Below are 16058 nucleotides of genomic sequence, written 5' to 3' on the forward strand. Positions count from 1 at the left end.
CACGGGCTCGTTTCGGCGGCTTGTAGGGGGTCTACTTGGTTCCTAGCCCCTTCGTCGGCTTCCCCGTCGCCCCCTCCGCCAGCTCCGCCTCGTCGCCGAAGCGCTCCAGTTCTGCATCAATCCGCTCTTGCTCCAGCGCCAGCTCCTCCTGGCGGATCTTCAACTTCCGCACGTGGCTATCGTGTGCGTCCACGCAGATCTGCACAGCCTCAGCCGGGTCGTCAGTGACGTGGAACAGGTCCACGTCCTCCGGGGAGATCATGCCTTCCTCGACCAGTCGATCGTGGATCCAGTCGACCAGCCCTCCCCAGAACTCTTTGCCGATCAGGATTATCGGGAATCTGCGGATCTTTTCCGTCTGCACCATCACTAGTGCTTCGAATAGCTCATCCAGGGTGCCGTAGCCGCCGGGCAGGCAGATGAATGCCTGCGAGTACTTCAGGAACATGGTCTTGCGCACGAAGAAGTAGCGGAAGTTCAGCCCCAGATCCACCCACTGGTTCATGCCTTGTTCCATGGGCAGCTCGATGCCCAGCCCAATGGACATGCCACCGGACTCCTGCGCGCCACGGTTCGGGGCTTCCATCAGCCCCGGCCCGCCGCCGGTGATCGTCGCGTAGCCGGCTTCGTGGATCAGCCGCCCCAGTTCCAGCCCCTTCTCGTAGTACTCGTGGCCGGGCTTCACCCGCGCGGAACCGAATACAGTGATCGCCTTCGGGATTTTCGCCAGCGCGCCGAACCCATCGACGAATTCGGACTGGATGCGCATCACGCGCCACGGGTCAGTGTGCAACCAATCAATGCTGGCCTGCTCCCCCAGCAGGCGCTGGTCCGTAGTGGACTTCTGCTTCTGGCTGTGCTTCTTGCCGCGCAGCAGCATCGGTCCACGAAGCCGGAAGTCTCGGTTGTTCTCGCTGGTAGTCATGCGTAAGTGTGCCTTAAATGTCTGGTCGATCTTTATACTTCTTTATGCTTCTCACGCTACTGGTTGCGGGCTCGTGGCGCTCGTCAGCGAGAGAGAAACTGAATCAACTGGCGGCTAACCTCTTCGATCTGTGCCACCGGACAGCGCTCGTCTTTCGTGTGACACAGGCCCGGGTCGCCGGGACCGAAGTTCACAGCGGGGATGCCCAGCTCGGTGAAACGGGCCACGTCGGTCCAGCCGTACTTCGGGCGCACCCGCCCTCCGGTGGCCTCCACCAGCTTCGCCGCAAAGGGTTGGTTCAAACCTGGGGCGGCTGCGGCTGCGGCGTCATCAAGAAAAACAGAAAAACCTTCGGCAGGGCTATCGGGCGTGCCGACCTGCAGCACCTCATATAGGTGCGCCAGAGCCTCGTCCACGCTGCGGTTCGGCGCGTAGCGGAAGTTGATAAAAGCCCAGGCCTCGTCGGGAATGGTGTTGGTGGCCACGCCGGACTCGGCCACGACCGCGTTGAGGCCCTCCTTGTAGGTCAGCCCGTCGATCTCCACGTCCTGCGGCTCGTAATCCGCCACACGCACCAACACACGAGCCAGATCGTGGAGTGCATTGTGGCCGAGCCAGCTGCGGGCCGAGTGCGCGCGGGCGCCCAGGGCGGTGACCTTCACGCGAATGGTTCCCTGGCAGCCAGCCTCGATTATTGCCCCGGAAGGTTCGCCCAGCAGCGCCAGGTCACCGTCCAGCAGGTCGGGGTCGGACTGCACCAGGTGGTTCAGGCCGTTGTACTTGGTGGCTACTTCCTCGCCCTCGTAGAGAACCAGCGTCAGATCACAGGCCAGATCCGGGGAGTTGGCCAGGGTGGCGAAGGCATGCGCATAGCAGGCGGCACCTGATTTCATGTCCACAGAACCGAGACCGAAGATGGTCTGCTCTCCCGTCTCCGGATCCGGCCCCAGACGCGAGGGCAGGTTATCCGCCGGCGGCACCGTATCCAGGTGGCCCGCCAGAACCACCCGATCCTGAAGGCCGCGTTGGGTGCGGGCAACCAGGGTGTTGCCCCGGCGCGTGACCTCCACGTTCTCGATGGCTCGGAGGGCCGGTTCGACAGCGTCGGCGATCTCCTGCTCGTGGTGCGACTCGCTGTAGATGTCAACAAGTTGGCGAGTCAGGGGCACCGCGCCGGCTAGAAGGTCGATGGAAGGCGCTGAAGTTTTGGAAGATTCTGAAGTTTCTGCAGTACTCATTGCTTGCGATCCTAGACGAGCCCACTACCTACCGTCGGGGGCGGGCAGGTGGTTTGCGGGGTGAAAACTACCCGCCACAGGGGCTAAAAGTACCCATGCTGGCTTTTAGCAAGTGCGGTTGTGTTCTAATTTTCGGTATGAAGACTCGAAACTCCGATTCAGGTGCCGCGGAAGGCACCTCTAACCAGCTGGGGCACGGCCTAGAGACCCGGCACCTAACCATGATGGGCTTGGGCTCGGCCATTGGCGCTGGTCTTTTCCTCGGCACGGGCGTGGGCATCCAGGCTGCAGGCCCGGCCGTGCTGCTTTCCTACATTGTCGCCGGCATTGTGGTGATCGCCGTCATGCAGATGCTGGGTGAGCTCGCCGCCGCTCGCCCAGCCTCCGGTACCTTCGCCACCTACGGCCAGATGGCTTTCGGCCGCTGGAATGGCTTTGCTCTGGGCTGGCTGTACTGGTTCATGCTGATCATGGTGATGGGGGCCGAGATTACCGGCGCGGGAGCGATCATGGGCGCGTGGTTCGGCGTGGAAGGTTGGATCCCCGGCCTGGTGTGCGTGGTGCTGTTCACCATCGTGAACTTGGCTGGTGTCCGCGGCTTTGGCGAGTTCGAGTACTGGTTTGCCTTCATTAAGGTGGCCGTCATCATCGTTTTCTTGGTTATCGGCACGGGACTGCTGCTGGGGCTGTTCCCCAACTATGATTCCCCTGGCTTGAGCCATTTCTCCGACTTCGCCCCCAACGGCATTTCTGGCATGGCAGTAGGCCTGCTGGCCGTGGCCTTCGCCTTCGGTGGTATCGAGATCGTAACGATCGCCGCCGCGGAATCGAAGGATCCGGCGAACTCGATTGCCGCCGCGGTGCGCGCCGTCATTTGGCGCATTTCCGTGTTCTATCTGGGCAGTGTCTTCCTGATCTCCGCCTTACTGCCCTTCGAAACCCTGGGGGAGGCCGAGTCCGCTGAGGAGTCTCCGTTCACCCGCATCCTGGCTCTCGCCCAGATCCCGGGCATCGTGGAGATTATGGAGGCCGTGATCGTCCTGGCGCTGCTATCCGCTTTCAACGCACAGATCTATGCGACGAGCCGCCTGATGTACAGCTTCTCCCAGGAGCGTAACGTGCCGCGATGGTTCGGTAAGACAAATGCCCAGAAAGTGCCCTACCGCGCCGTATGGTGCTCTCTGTTCTTCGCTTTCGTCTCCGTGGCGCTGCAAGTGTGGGGCCCAGAGAACCTGATCAACATCCTGTTTAACGCCGTCGGCGGCACCCTGCTGGTCATTTGGATGGTTATCGTGTTAGCACAGATCAAGCTACGCCCCACCTTCGAACGTGACGGCAGCCTGACCGTGCGTATGGTGGGCTACCCTGTGCTGTCCTGGCTAACCTTCCTGGCGCTGATCGCCCTGACGGTCCTGATGCTCTTCGACGACGGCGCTCGCTTGCAGGTCCTCACCGTCACCATCGCCTTTGTGGTCCTGAGTGTGATCGGTCTGGTGCTGCAGAAAACGCAGGGACCGCAGGAGGCCGATGACAGCGCTGACACCGCCGGCACTGCTGCGGCAAACTAAAACTCCACCGCATAGGTACAAACACATATGTAGGATCGGCAACCATGACTTCTGCTTATGGAAATGGATTTGCCACTCTGACCGATTCCGGCGATGTGCTGGACACCTGGTTCTTCGAGTTCGACCTCGGCACAGCTGATGCCCGTGCCACTGAATCTGGCACCGCCGATTCCACCGAGGCGGGCACGCAGGTGCTCGATCTTTCTGACGCCACCGCCTCCGCCCCTGAACCCTTCCGTCCCCTGGTCAATCTGGCTGGCAAGGACGAGTTCCGCGGCACTCGCCGCGTAGCGGTGACCACTACCATCGCCGATTTGGACGCTCCGCCCGCCGATGCGTACGACGCCTACCTGCGCCTGCACCTGATCTCCGGCCGCAAGATCCAGCCCCACGGCTGCAACCTGGATGGCCTGTTCGGCCTGCTTAGCAACGTTGTGTGGACGAACCACGGCCCGTGCGCCGTCCCCGGTTTCGAGTCTGTCCGCGCCCGCCTGCAGGCCGAGCGCGGCCCGGTGACGGTCTACAGCGTGGATAAGTTCCCGCGCATGGTGGATTACGTGGTTCCCACCGGCGTGCGTATCGGCGATGCGGACCGCGTGCGCCTGGGCGCCCACTTGGCTGAGGGCACAACTGTTATGCACGAGGGCTTCATCAACTTCAACGCGGGCACGCTGGGCTCCTCCATGGTCGAGGGTCGCATCTCTGGTGGCGTGGTCGTGGGCGACGGCTCCGACATCGGCGGCGGCGCTTCCGTCATGGGCACTCTGTCCGGCGGTGGCAAGGAGGTCATCTCCATCGGCGAGCGTTGCCTATTGGGCGCGAACTCCGGCGTGGGCATTTCCCTGGGCGATGACGTTACGGTCGAGGCCGGCCTGTACATCACCTTCGGCACCAAGGTGACCCTCACCGACGAGGTGGCCAAGCAGTTGGGTAAGCAGGCAGGCGCATCCGTCAAGGCCTCCGAGCTTTCGGGCGCCAGCGGGCTCCTATTCCGCCGCAATTCCATCTCCGGCGCGGTCGAGGCCGTCGCAAACGCCTCCGCCGTCGAACTCAACGAGGCTCTGCACGCCAACTAGGTCAGCTCCCCCACTGGGCCCACGGGTCTTCCAGGCAGCGCTCAATTTCGATGCGCTGCCTGTTTTTTAATGACGCCACCAGTGCCAACTCAATAGCGACGGCACGCAAGCGCAACGCGCCCGCACCGGGACGGTATTCCGGGTACGTGTCATCGCCGTAGATGGGAGCGCCCAGGTGATTCATCAGTACCCGCAGCTGGTGCGTGTACCCCGTTAGAGGTTGTAGTTCGTACACGGCGGTGGGAGTGCCCGCGCGTGTAGCTTCCACGGGTCTGGCCTCCGCACCGGCACGGCTGGCCAGCTTCCGAATGCGCGTGACGGTCAGCCGTGACCGTTCCCCGTCCACCACCTTCACCTGCGGATCGTCCTTGATCTTCAGCATCGGCAGCTGCACCTCCAGCCACTGTGACCCGATCTCCGGGATGTCCGCGGCCAGTGCTTGATAAGTCTTAGAGACTTCGCGGCGCTGGAATTGGGTCTGCAGGAACCCACGGGTAACCGGGTTACGCGCGAGCACCAGCAGGCCGCGAGTGTCCCGGTCCAGCCGATGGGCTGCCACCAATTCGGGCTCCTGCAAACGTACTCGCATCAGAGACTGCGCGGTAGCACGCAGCAGCCTACCGTTGGGCGTAGACGGCAAGCCATGTGGCTTATCCACCACCACGGCATCCGAGCCGGAGTACAACACAGGAATGTCCGCCTCCAACAGCTCTGCCGGTTCTTCTGGAAAGTCGGGATAGACCCATGTGGGCGTCCGACCCGAAAGAACGAGCCCCGGAGCCAGCAACGTGCCGGGTTCATAGGGTGAATCGCCCGCAGCGGCGGCCAGGTAGGTGCGGCCATCGTCGGGAACACAGCCACTCAGCATGGCTTTAACGGCGGATACGCCATGGCGCGGCGGCGGGCGCCAGCGTTGCAAGGCCGGGATGGGGGCTCAGAGCTCCCTTTACTGGGCGGCTGCGGGATCTTCGCCGGTCAAGCGGCGGACAGCAGCCTCGATCCGCTCGTCGGTGGCGGTGAGACCCACGCGAACGAACTCTTTGCCCTTCGGACCGTAGAAATCGCCCGGGGCAACGAGGATGCCCTTATCGGCCAGCTCGGCGACAGTTTCGCGACCGTCGCGGCCCTGTGTGGCCCACAGGTACAGGCCACCGTCGGAGTATTCGATGTCGAAGCCAGCCTGCAGCAGGGCTGCCTTCAGCAGGTCGCGACGGTGGCGGTACAGCTGCTTCTGCAGAATCTCGTGGCCATCCTCCACCAATGCGGCCACCATGGCGGACTGTATGGGGCCGGGGTTCATCAAGCCCGCGTGGCGGCGGATGCCTAGCAGCTCCTGGATCAGCTCGTCGTCGCCGGCCAGCCAGCCGGCGCGATAAGAGGCCAGGTTGGAGGTCTTCGACAGCGAGTGCACCGCAATTAGGTTGGTGAAGTCTCCCCCACACACCTCCGGATCCAAGATCGACACAGGGCGCTCCTCGCTCCAACCCAGGCCCAGGTAGCACTCGTCGGAGACGATGATGGTGCCGCGTTCCCGGGCGAACTCCACGAATTTGCGCAGATGATCCACGCCCAGCACCTGGCCGTGCGGGTTCGCCGGGGAGTTCAGGTAGATCAGCGCCGGGGTCTGCGGCCCCAGCTTCAGCAGCGAATCGCTGCGCAGCACGTCGGCTCCGGCCAGGCGGGCGGAGACCTCGTAGGTCGGATAAGCCAGCTCCGGGATCACCACCGTGTGCCCCGCCCCGATCCCCAGCAGGGTGGGCATCCACGCGATGGCCTCCTTGGTGCCGATCACCGGTAGCACCTGGGTATCGGCATCCAGCCCCCGCACCTGGAAGCGGCGCTCCAGCGCCCCCACGATGGCCTCACGCAGCTCCGGGGTGCCCTTCGTCTGCGGGTAGCCTGGCTCCGCGGCGGACTCCGTCAGCGCCAGCTGAATGGCCGGGGAGACCGGATCTACAGGAGTGCCGACCGACAAATCCACAATCCCATCTGGGTGACTCGTTGCCTTGGCCTTAGCCTCGGCAAGCGAGTCCCACGGGAAGTCGGGCAGTCGGTCGGCTACTTTGGTGCGCTTGAAGGTCATGCTTGTACTTTATACCGCCTGCTTTGTGCGGCCGGCGCTAGCCGGTACAAGTGTGGGCGTCAATAAAGAAAAAGCAGTTAATTCTGCGGCGGCAGGTTGGCGATCAGCTCCGCGTCGAAGTCCTGCGGCCCCAGCTTGGCGGCGCCGCCCGGGGAACCCAGATCGTCGAAGAACGCGGCGTTCGCGTCGTTGTACTCTTCCCACTCGTCCGGCACGTCATCCTCGTAGAAGATGGCCTCAACCGGGCAGACCGGCTCGCAGGCGCCGCAGTCCACGCACTCGTCCGGGTGGATGTACAGCATGCGCTTACCCTCGTAGATGCAGTCAACGGGGCACTCTTCTACGCAAGCGCGGTCCAATACGTCTACACAGGGCTGCGCAATCGTGTAGGTCATCGTCTAAATACCTACCCTTTCTGGAAAGTTCGTCATACTCCACAGAGCTCTCTTTGAGCTTCTATTCTGTCACTTCAGCGGTTCCAGTGAAAACTGAGGGCGAAGCGGCCACGCGGCTGCTGCCATACCGACCACAAACAGCAGCATAGACCACACGGTCTGCGGCATTAACGTCGCCTCACCGAAAGGCAGCTCCGGCCACATCACGGCCAGCAGATAGCCGGCCAGCCACACGAGCGCGGGAATGCCCGCGATGAGCTTGTTATCGGTCCACAGAAGCGCGGTTTTCGTCACCGCGCGGTTGAAGAAGAACGCAAACAAGATGGTCCACGGCAGCGGTACAAGTGTGTCCCCCACCGTAATGCGCGAGCCGATGTATAAAACGCTGATGAACAGCCCGAACAGCGCGCCGATGGAGAGCCAGACGATGCCGGAAATGCGCTCAGCGCGCGTTGTGTCCTGGCGTGCCTGACTCTTGGTGGGGTGGCCCCAGTTGGGCTCGTCTTTCTTCGCGTTCACGTCGAACCATCCTAGTGCCCTACCCCGTAGGACCTCCAAGGCCACGCGGTGTGGGGCCTAAATGTCCCGCCGTCTCAGACCAGCTTTTCCCCCAGCGCGCGGGCGAAGAAATCCTCGGGCACGCCGGGGGCCGTCCAGCCCAGGCGATAGCTTTCGCTGTTCAGCAGCGGCTGCGTAATAAGGTTCGACAGGCAGAACAGGGTGGTTGCTGTGGGGGCCGGCGGGTTAGAGTCCCGCACCTGGTCATTGACGTCCGAGGCCGTGCCATCAGCCACCCAAATCTGGGTGGCGTGGGCACGCATGGCGGCCTGCTTGGCTGCCACGTCCTCTGCGGTTCCGTGAATCACCAGATCGACCTCCACAGAGGGCACGGTCGCGATCTCCCCTGCGGCAGGCAAGGTCCAGCCTTCGGGCACGGCCGCCGGGTCCTCCTCGAGGCCCTGCATCCCCTCGGCGAACTTCTCTTCCTCCGTCACGCACCACAGCACCTGGCTGGGGACGAATACATCTGCGCCCGCTCCGTCAGCAGCCGCAGCCACACTACTCAGCCGCCGCACGGCCTCGTGCACGATGCGGTGCGCCTGCTTGTGGTCCGGGTGCCCGTAGCCACCGTCAGCGGCATACGTCAGGATCACCTCCGGCCGAATGCGCTGAATCTGCTGGATCAGCTGCTCTACCTGCGTATCCAGCAGGCCCTGCCCTGCCTCTGTCTCGCGCGCAAAAGCCCGCGGATGGCGGATGGACTCACTGCCCTCCATGCCCGAATCCCGCCAGGCACCGCAGCCGCCCAGAAGGTTCGGCCCGTGCTGAACCCCCAGCGCATTGAGCGCCCGCTGCAGTTCCGCAATGCGGTAACCACCGAGCATTCCCGTGCCGTGCTCGTACTGCTGGGCGTCCACAAGAGCTTGGTACTTCTCCCCGATTACCTCGCCTTCCTCGCCGAGGGTGCAGGTGACCACGGCAACGTCGTGCCCCAGCCGCCGCGCCTTTGCCAGCGCCAGCCCCGTCCACAAGGTTTCGTCGTCCGGGTGCGCATGCACCGCCATCACGGTGATTTTCTGTGTTTCGGCGCGGGTGCTGGTCACGGGTTAATCCTCCTGGAGGGCGTTTTCTGCGGCGTTGCGTTTGTTTTCCTCGATGGGGCTTAAGGTCCACCGTGGCGCCGAGATCAGCACCGAGCTGCTGTTATCCAGCGGCCAGTCTTCCAGCCCCGGGGTCGGCCCGTTGAGCCTGTCCGATGTCACCACGGTGAAGCGGTCGGACAGTATCGGCAACACCGTGGAGATCTCCGCGATCCGCTCGTCCAGCTTCTCTCGCTCGTCGTTGAGGTCGGCGCGGCCTTCGCTGAGCTTGTTGAGGCGTTCTTCCAGGTCGCGGTCGCAGGTACCGCTGAGGTTGCCGCCCTTTGGGGTTTTGGGGTGTGACGCCCCTTCGTCCCCGCTGTCGCTACCCTCAGCCGGGTCCTTCGAGTCTGCGTCGCCAGACGGCTCCGCGGAGTCTTCCTCTTCGGGAGCGGTAGTGCAACCGTACTGTTCCACATAGTCGAAGGTGGCCTGCGGGCTGCGTTGCCACGTCACCACGCCGTCGACTTCTCCCTGCTCCACAGCCGAACCGAGAATCTCCCCCGCCTTGCCAGTGCGAACGGTGGCGGGAATTCCGGCGTGCAGCAGCTGGTCCACGACGGAGCGGGCAGCATCCACCGCCACCTGATCATCAGTGACCGCGCCGATGACGATGCCGTCTGGGCGTTGGTCGGACTGCAGGTCACGAGGCATCTCCGCGGCGGTCTTCGGGATGACATTCCAGCGCGGGGCCTCCACCTCGGGATCCTGGGAGACGATCCGCGCTATTCGCTCCGCGTTGATCGCTCCCAGAACCCGGCGGCGGGTTTCCTGGTCAGAGAAGATCGGGCTGGCCTGGTTGAGCTGCAGGTTCAACTGCACTCCCCGAGCGGTGTTGCGCATCTGCGTGTAGGGCAGCTGGTTAAGAGCCAGGTCGGTGGTGGCCGAACGGTGCGTCATGTACATCTGGATCTGCTCGGTGCGCATCATCTGCGCACCTGTGGATTCGTTAGGCACGGCGGTGAAGCGGATGATGTCGGTCTTGGCCGCCTTCGAACCCCAGTAACGGTCGTTGCGCTGCAGTTCCAGCAGGCCGCGCCCCTCGTCCACAGACTTCACGGAGAACTGCCCCGCAGACGCGACGGATCCCCCGTCCATCATCGTGTCGAAGCTACGCCCCTCCGCCCGATAAATATGGCTGGGCAAAAGGTGTGCGAACAGTCGCTTCCAGTTGTTCAGCGGCTTATCGAAGGTAACTTTGAAGCTCTTTTCCTTCTTCTCCGGCTCGATGGAGGTGATGTGGCGGTACAGCCCCTTCGCCTCTGCGAGGGGCTCGTCCACAATCGCTTTATGCAGGTATTGGAAGTCGGAGATAGTGATGGGCGTGCCATCGGACCACTGCGCCTCCGGCTGCAGGGTATAGACCACTTCCGTCGGATTCTCCCGGTCGTTTGGCTTGACCTCGCTGATCAGATCATCGTTGAGGTTCTCCCCCATCGAGCCATCTGTGTAGACACTCGGCAGGGTCAGATCGGCTACTGCCGCCACGACTGGGTTGCGATTGCCCACCAGGTGCGGATTGAGGTTGCCGGTGAAGCGATCCACGCCCACCGTGATCTCCCGCAGGCTCTCGTCAACCGGCTGTGGCTGCTGGGTTTCGGTGGAGGCGGAAGGGTCCTCCACCGTCGGAGCCTCGCCCGGATTCGCCTGGCAGGCGGCCAGCGTTAAGGCGAGTGTCGCCGATGTCAGGGCGGTCGCAGCGGTGGGCGTCACACTCCAAAAACCGCGACGGCGCGCGCCGGAGGAACGGCGCGTCGGCGAGCTAGACAGTGGAAAGAGCGGGAACAAGGGCAACTTTAGGAGTTTTTATTGCGCTGCTTCTCGCGGGAACGGGCGCGGGCGCGATCGGTGGCGTTCAGGGTTACCTTGCGCACTCGGATGACCTCTGGGGTCACCTCAACGCACTCGTCGAAGCCACAGAACTCCATGGCCTCTTCCAAGGTGAGGGTGCGAGCCTTGGCCAAGGTCACCGTCGCGTCCGCGGTTGCCGAACGCATGTTGGTCAGCTTCTTTTCCTTGGTGATGTTGATGTCCATGTCCTCGTCGCGGTTGTTCGCGCCGACGACCATGCCTTCGTAGGCCTCTGCGCCCGGCTCGACGAAGAAGGTGCCGCGGTCCGCCAGCTGGATCAGCGCGTAGGCGGTGATCTGGCCGGAGCGGTCGGCAACCAGGGAGCCGGAGGCGCGACCCTTGATCTCGCCCGCCCACGGCTCGTAGCCAGCGGAGTAGCTGTTGGCGATGCCGGTGCCGCGAGTTTCGGTCATGAAGACGGTGCGGAAGCCGATCAGGCCGCGGGCCGGGACGATGAACTTCATGCGGATCCAGCCGGTGCCGGTGTTGTCCATGGACTCCATGCGACCCTTGCGGGCGGCCAGCAGCTGGGTGACGGCGCCGAGGTGCTCCTCCGGCACGTCGATGATCAGGTTTTCGTAGGGCTCGTGAACCGTGCCGTCGATGGTGCGGGTAACCACCTGTGGCTTACCGACGGTCAGCTCGAAGCCTTCACGGCGCATGGTCTCCACCAGCACGGACAGAGCCATCTCGCCACGGCCCTGCACCTCCCAGGCATCCGGGCGTTCGGTGGGCAGCACGCGCAGGGAGACGTTACCGATCAGCTCCTGGTCCAGGCGGGCCTTGACCATACGGGCAGTCAGCTTGTCGCCGCCGCCGCGGCCTGCCATCGGAGATGTGTTCACGCCGATGGTCATGGAGATTGCGGGCTCGTCGACGGTGATGCGCGGGAGGGCGACCGGGTTTTCAGGATCGGCCAGAGTATCGCCAATCATGATGTCCTCGATGCCGGAGATAGCGGCGATGTCGCCTGCAATCATCTCCTCGGCCGGCACGCGGGTCACACCCTCGGTGCGCAGTAGCTCGGCCACCTTGGCGGTCTTGACGTGCTCCTTGCCGTCCTCGTCGTAGTGGATCCAGGCGACCTGCTGGCCCTTACGCAGCCGGCCAGCGTGGATGCGCACCAGGCCAATGCGGCCCAGGAAGGAGGAGGAGTCCAGGTTGGTGACGTGCGCCTGCAGCGGGCCATCCACATCTGCGGAAGGCTCCGGCAGAACGTCGTAGAGCACGTCGAACAGCGGCTGCAAGTCCTCGGAGTCCGGAACGTTACCGTTACCCGGGTTCTCGGTGGAGGCCTTGCCCTCGCGGCCGGAGGTGTACAGCACAGGAAGATCCAGCAGCTGCTCGGCGGCCTCTGCAGCCTCGTCGTCCTCCAGGGTGGAGGCCAGCTCCAGCAGCAGATCCTGGGACTCTTCGACGACCTCGTCAATGCGTGCGTCCGGGCGGTCGGTCTTGTTCACGCAGATGATCACCGGCATCTTGGCAGCCAGGGCCTTGCCCAGCACGAAACGGGTCTGTGGCAGTGGCCCCTCAGAGGCGTCAACAAGAAGAACCACACCGTCCACCATGGACAGGGCGCGCTCGACCTCACCGCCGAAGTCGGCGTGGCCGGGCGTATCGATCACGTTAATGATCAGGTCGCTGCCCTCTTTACCCAGACCCTTGCGGTGGATGGCGGTGTTCTTCGCCAGGATCGTGATGCCCTTTTCCCGTTCCAGGTCGCCGGAGTCCATCACGCGCTCTTCAACTTCGCCGTGCGAAGAGAAGGCGCCGGACTGGTGCAGCATGGCGTCGACGAGAGTGGTCTTGCCGTGATCGACGTGCGCGACGATGGCGACATTGCGGAATTCAGTCAAAGACACAGATCCGAACTTTCCTTTACTTGGGTGGTTAGAGTCTTGAGTTCAAGCTAGTTGTGCAGCGTAGGCACTTCAGGGGAACCTTTCACAGCCTACTCCTTTAGTCCTCCACAATAACGCATAGGGCGCGAAGAAGTTTTTCCCAAAACCTTGAGAAAAGCTTGCAGACAGGTGTTATTGTTTACAAAAGGTTCCTACCGAACGTTACCTGCGTGACAAATGTGACAGATGTGACTAATGTGGTTTCCATCTTCTGTTTAAACGCATTTAAGACGACTAGATAAAAACCCCGAAAGGTTCACCGTGGCTTTCTCTCGACGCTTGACCCGTGCCGCCGCTGCACTGACCACTGCCTGCGCACTGGCAGTCCCGACCGTGGTGGCTCCTACTACCGCCGGCGCCCAGGTACAGGGCTCCATTGATCACCTGGGCCGCCCCGCGCCACACGTCCTGGATCAGATCGAGGCTTTCGCCAACAACCCGCAGCTGCCGCCGAACGTGAAGGCTTCCCTGAAGAAGCTGGTCGGCTTCTTCCGTGGCGATGGCAAGCCGGGCGTTGACGTTCCGGAGAACGCCCCGGCGTTCACCCAGTTCGGCTGGCCGACCGTTTCCGGCAAGTGCATCGGTGGCAAGAACAAGGCCGTCGGCACCGCGATGGGCGTGCCCGGCCCGGCGAAGCTCCCGCTGCCAGGCGTCGGCGCCGGCGAGGTCAACTTCGTCTTCACCGCAATGGGCACCGGCACGGTTGCTAAGAAGCAGACCACCGCGATGAACGTCCACTGGATCAACATCAACACCGGCAAGATGGGCCGCACCCCGCTGGGCTTCACCGGCATCAACCCGAAGGGCCCGGCCACCGTCAACGGTGTTGCCAAGACCGGCAAGGGCACCGTCATCGCCCTGCTCGAGGGTGGCGTGACCACTCACGAGAAGGAGTCCGGCTACTCCAACTGCAACTTCCTGCCGACCGCGGCACTGCTACAGGTCTAGTAGCTTTCGCCTAGACTCCCGGGGCGCAAGCCCCCTCGGCCGCGCATATCTGCGCGGCCTTTTGCATATCCGCATCCATTACCCACACCTCACCGCGCTTAGCCCCCTTTCCAAACCCCGCCCGCACTACTAGCCACAACCACACAGAACAATGGCTGATCTGCACAAAGTAAAGCAAGAGACCTTCGACCTCTCCCGCGCGATCAACATCGACCCGAAGGGCTTCGAACGCGCCGTGGACGCCTACGAGCTGTCCCCCAACCAGCCCGCGGCCGTGCAGTCTGGCACTGCCCACCCCAACCCAGTGCTCTACATGCGCCGCCCCACTCCCGGCCACCCGCGGTTCCACTACCTTGAATCCTGGCTAGTCCCCCACCTGGACATTCGCCTCAACAAATTCCACTTCTTCGACGGGATCGAGCCCACGCAGGACCTCTATATAGACATCGCCTTCATCGAGATTGATGACGCCACCACCCCACCAACCTGGCGCACCCGCGACATTTACGTGGATGTGGTGACGCACCTCCGCAAGACCCCTTCTCCGGAACGAACTCAGTCGAGCTCTAGCTACGTCCCGGGCACATCCTCAAAGGCGCAAGTCCAGGTGCTGGACCTGGACGAGTTGGGCGAAGCACTCCTGGCGGGTTACATCACCGCCGACGAGGCCCGCCGAGCGCTGGATTCCACGCAGCGGCTGCTGGATGGGCTGCACGAACACGGCAGCGTGGCCGATTGGCTGGCCACCCAGGGCGTGCGTTGGGGCTACGGATAAGATGCGGTGCTTATTGCACAGGTCGTTCTACATAGTCCGGGCGGCATTCCTGCAAATGCTCACGCAGAAACTCGCCGTTCTCGCTTCCTGGTGAGAATAGAGAAAGAATCTTGTCCAGCATGTCAGGTGCGATAACCACCTCGGTGCCGTCGTTGAATAACACCGCAAACATCAACGCATACTCACATTCGCCGCCTAGATCTGCATCGAAAGCATCATCCAAGCCTGCTCAGACCCTTTGTCGCTGTAGCTACATTGCGGGAGCCTTCCCCCCCCCCTGGGAACGGGCTGCGGCCGGCTACGCCAGGATCTGGCGGCCCATCACCATACGGCAGATCTGGTTGGTGCCCTCGTAGATCTGGGTGATCTTCGCATCGCGCATCATGCGCTCCAGCGGGAAGTCGCGGGTGAAGCCGTAGCCGCCGAGCAGCTGGACGGCGTCCACCGTGACCTCCATAGCGATGTCAGAGGCGAAGGCCTTGGAGCCTGCAGCCATGAGGCCCAGCTTGGCACCATCCTCAGCCACGCCGCGCTCCGCGTTGGAAGCCGCGGTGTAGATCATCAGGCGGGCGGCGTCGATCTTCATCTTCATGTCAGCCAGCATGAACTGGGTGTTCTGGAAGTCGGCGATAGCCTTGCCGAACTGCTTGCGCTCCTTCACATAAGCGACAGCCTGGTCGAACGCACCCTGGGCAATGCCCAGAGCCTGCGCGCCGATGGTCGGACGGGTGTGATCCAGGGTCTGCAGAGCGGTCTTGAAGCCGGTGCCTTCCTCGCCGATCATGCGGGAAGCCGGAACGCGGCAGTCCTCGAACAGCAGCTCGGCCGTAGGGGAACCCTTGATGCCCAGCTTGTGCTCGTAACCGGAAACGCTGAAGCCCGGGTCGTCCTTGTTCACCATGAACGCAGAGATGCCGCGTGCGCCAGCCTCCGGATCGGTCACGGCCATCACGGTGTACCAGGTGGACTTACCACCGTTGGTGATGAAGCACTTGGAGCCGTTAATAACCCACTCGTCGCCGTCGCGGACAGCGCGGGTCTTCATCGCGCCGGCGTCAGAACCAGCCTCGCGCTCCGTGAGCGCGTAAGAGGCCATCGCACCGTTAGCAATATCCGGCAGCACTTCCTTCTTCAGCTCCTCGGAGCCCTGCAGGATCAGGCCCATGGTGCCCAGCTTGTTCACGGCCGGAATGAGGGAGGAAGATCCACAAACGCGGGCAACTTCTTCGATGACGATGACTGCTGCGAGGGAGTCGCCACCCTGGCCGCCGTACTCCTCCGGAACGTGGATAGCGTTGAAGCCCGCGGCGTTCAGAGCCTCTAGGGCCTCCTGCGGGAAGCGCTCTTCTTCGTCAACGTCCTTGGCGTGCGGAGCGATCTGCTGCTCAGCCAGGTCGCGGATAGCCTCGCGCAGTGCGAGGTACTCGTCGGGCAGACGGAATGGTTCGAAATCAGGGTTGAAGCCCATGGTTAATTCTTCGCCTCTCTAGCAGTGAAGTTGAGAACGTTCTTTCCCACCGAGTGTAATGCGCTCCGGCGATTCGGTGATCTGAAAGCGATATTTACATAAAGAACCTTACATACGGCTACGGCCGCCCCCTCAGTACTCCCCTCCCCGGATACGGCTACATCACTTTCCGCTCACCATTCGGTAACAA

At 62.9% G+C, this 16058-nt stretch carries 15 protein-coding genes; 4 read left to right on the forward strand and 11 right to left on the reverse strand.

The window, feature by feature from the left end; translation table 11 throughout:
• Nucleotides 1-31: 31 nt before the first annotated feature.
• Together JQ46_RS04100 and dapE are read right to left on the reverse strand one after the other, a co-directional pair.
• A complete protein-coding gene (locus JQ46_RS04100) occupies nucleotides 32-925 on the reverse strand; it encodes a TIGR00730 family Rossman fold protein (RefSeq protein ID WP_034985674.1) in 894 nt (297 codons plus the stop codon).
• A gap of 83 nt (nucleotides 926-1008) precedes the next feature.
• Nucleotides 1009-2163: a succinyl-diaminopimelate desuccinylase gene (gene dapE, locus JQ46_RS04105; protein ID WP_034985676.1), complete on the reverse strand. Its 1155-nt coding sequence runs from the start codon at nucleotides 2161-2163 to the stop codon at nucleotides 1009-1011.
• 137 nt (nucleotides 2164-2300) lie between these two features.
• Between dapE and JQ46_RS04110 the strand changes: the two genes are divergently transcribed.
• Together JQ46_RS04110 and dapD are read left to right on the forward strand one after the other, a co-directional pair.
• Nucleotides 2301-3731, forward strand: coding sequence for an amino acid permease (locus JQ46_RS04110; protein WP_034985878.1), 1431 nt, complete (start codon nucleotides 2301-2303; stop codon nucleotides 3729-3731).
• A gap of 44 nt (nucleotides 3732-3775) precedes the next feature.
• On the forward strand, nucleotides 3776-4807 hold the full coding sequence (dapD, locus tag JQ46_RS04115; RefSeq protein WP_034985679.1) for a 2,3,4,5-tetrahydropyridine-2,6-dicarboxylate N-succinyltransferase: 1032 nt from the start codon (nucleotides 3776-3778) through the stop codon (nucleotides 4805-4807).
• Between the two features lies 1 nt (nucleotide 4808).
• Here dapD and JQ46_RS04120 read toward each other — a convergent pair whose 3' ends face one another.
• The 7 genes from JQ46_RS04120 to typA all read right to left on the reverse strand — a co-directional run bounded on the left by JQ46_RS04120 (nucleotide 4809) and on the right by typA (nucleotide 12638).
• Nucleotides 4809-5726: a pseudouridine synthase gene (locus JQ46_RS04120; protein ID WP_237744718.1), complete on the reverse strand. Its 918-nt coding sequence runs from the start codon at nucleotides 5724-5726 to the stop codon at nucleotides 4809-4811.
• Between the two features lie 27 nt (nucleotides 5727-5753).
• On the reverse strand, nucleotides 5754-6890 hold the full coding sequence (gene dapC, locus JQ46_RS04125; protein WP_034985691.1) for a succinyldiaminopimelate transaminase: 1137 nt from the start codon (nucleotides 6888-6890) through the stop codon (nucleotides 5754-5756).
• Between the two features lie 77 nt (nucleotides 6891-6967).
• Nucleotides 6968-7285: a ferredoxin gene (gene fdxA, locus JQ46_RS04130; RefSeq protein ID WP_005293116.1), complete on the reverse strand. Its 318-nt coding sequence runs from the start codon at nucleotides 7283-7285 to the stop codon at nucleotides 6968-6970.
• Nucleotides 7286-7354: 69 nt separating this feature from the next.
• Nucleotides 7355-7849, reverse strand: a complete 495-nt coding sequence (locus tag JQ46_RS04135) for a hypothetical protein (protein WP_034985694.1) — start codon at nucleotides 7847-7849, stop codon at nucleotides 7355-7357.
• Between the two features lie 29 nt (nucleotides 7850-7878).
• Nucleotides 7879-8889 (reverse strand): N-acetyl-1-D-myo-inositol-2-amino-2-deoxy-alpha-D-glucopyranoside deacetylase, encoded by a 1011-nt coding sequence (mshB, locus tag JQ46_RS04140; protein WP_034985696.1) that lies wholly within the window; start codon nucleotides 8887-8889, stop codon nucleotides 7879-7881.
• A 3-nt stretch (nucleotides 8890-8892) separates the two neighbouring features.
• Nucleotides 8893-10638: an ABC transporter family substrate-binding protein gene (locus JQ46_RS04145; RefSeq protein WP_034985697.1), complete on the reverse strand. Its 1746-nt coding sequence runs from the start codon at nucleotides 10636-10638 to the stop codon at nucleotides 8893-8895.
• Nucleotides 10639-10721: 83 nt separating this feature from the next.
• Nucleotides 10722-12638: a translational GTPase TypA gene (typA, locus tag JQ46_RS04150; protein ID WP_034964386.1), complete on the reverse strand. Its 1917-nt coding sequence runs from the start codon at nucleotides 12636-12638 to the stop codon at nucleotides 10722-10724.
• Nucleotides 12639-12938: 300 nt separating this feature from the next.
• On the opposite strand from typA, the gene JQ46_RS04155 reads away from it, so the two are divergent.
• Together JQ46_RS04155 and JQ46_RS04160 are read left to right on the forward strand one after the other, a co-directional pair.
• Nucleotides 12939-13625 carry a hypothetical protein gene (locus JQ46_RS04155; RefSeq protein ID WP_034964388.1) on the forward strand — a complete coding sequence of 229 codons (687 nt, stop codon included), beginning with the start codon at nucleotides 12939-12941 and terminating at the stop codon, nucleotides 13623-13625.
• 151 nt (nucleotides 13626-13776) lie between these two features.
• Nucleotides 13777-14400 (forward strand): DUF402 domain-containing protein, encoded by a 624-nt coding sequence (locus JQ46_RS04160; RefSeq protein ID WP_034985699.1) that lies wholly within the window; start codon nucleotides 13777-13779, stop codon nucleotides 14398-14400.
• Nucleotides 14401-14410: 10 nt separating this feature from the next.
• Here the strand turns inward: JQ46_RS04160 and JQ46_RS04165 are convergent, their stop codons facing one another.
• Entirely contained in the window at nucleotides 14411-14623 is a 213-nt protein-coding gene (locus JQ46_RS04165; RefSeq protein ID WP_034985700.1) for a hypothetical protein, read from the reverse strand.
• A gap of 75 nt (nucleotides 14624-14698) precedes the next feature.
• Nucleotides 14699-15868: an acyl-CoA dehydrogenase family protein gene (locus tag JQ46_RS04170; protein WP_034985701.1), complete on the reverse strand. Its 1170-nt coding sequence runs from the start codon at nucleotides 15866-15868 to the stop codon at nucleotides 14699-14701.
• Nucleotides 15869-16058: the final 190 nt, after the last annotated feature.

It is taken from the genome of Corynebacterium jeikeium (genome assembly GCF_000738175.1).
Classification (GTDB): domain Bacteria; phylum Actinomycetota; class Actinomycetes; order Mycobacteriales; family Mycobacteriaceae; genus Corynebacterium; species Corynebacterium jeikeium_C.

What these genes read in the sequence shown, in the direction of transcription:
- JQ46_RS04160 (WP_034985699.1), top strand. Translation starts at nt 13,777, where the DNA reads ATGGCTGATCTGCACAAAGTAAAGCAAGAGACCTTCGACCTCTCCCGC.
- JQ46_RS04100 (WP_034985674.1), bottom strand. Translation starts at nt 925, where the DNA reads ATGACTACCAGCGAGAACAACCGAGACTTCCGGCTTCGTGGACCGATG.
- dapC (WP_034985691.1), bottom strand. Translation starts at nt 6,890, where the DNA reads ATGACCTTCAAGCGCACCAAAGTAGCCGACCGACTGCCCGACTTCCCG.
- fdxA (WP_005293116.1), bottom strand. Translation starts at nt 7,285, where the DNA reads ATGACCTACACGATTGCGCAGCCCTGTGTAGACGTATTGGACCGCGCT.
- dapE (WP_034985676.1), bottom strand. Translation starts at nt 2,163, where the DNA reads ATGAGTACTGCAGAAACTTCAGAATCTTCCAAAACTTCAGCGCCTTCC.
- JQ46_RS04110 (WP_034985878.1), top strand. Translation starts at nt 2,301, where the DNA reads ATGAAGACTCGAAACTCCGATTCAGGTGCCGCGGAAGGCACCTCTAAC.
- JQ46_RS04170 (WP_034985701.1), bottom strand. Translation starts at nt 15,868, where the DNA reads ATGGGCTTCAACCCTGATTTCGAACCATTCCGTCTGCCCGACGAGTAC.
- dapD (WP_034985679.1), top strand. Translation starts at nt 3,776, where the DNA reads ATGACTTCTGCTTATGGAAATGGATTTGCCACTCTGACCGATTCCGGC.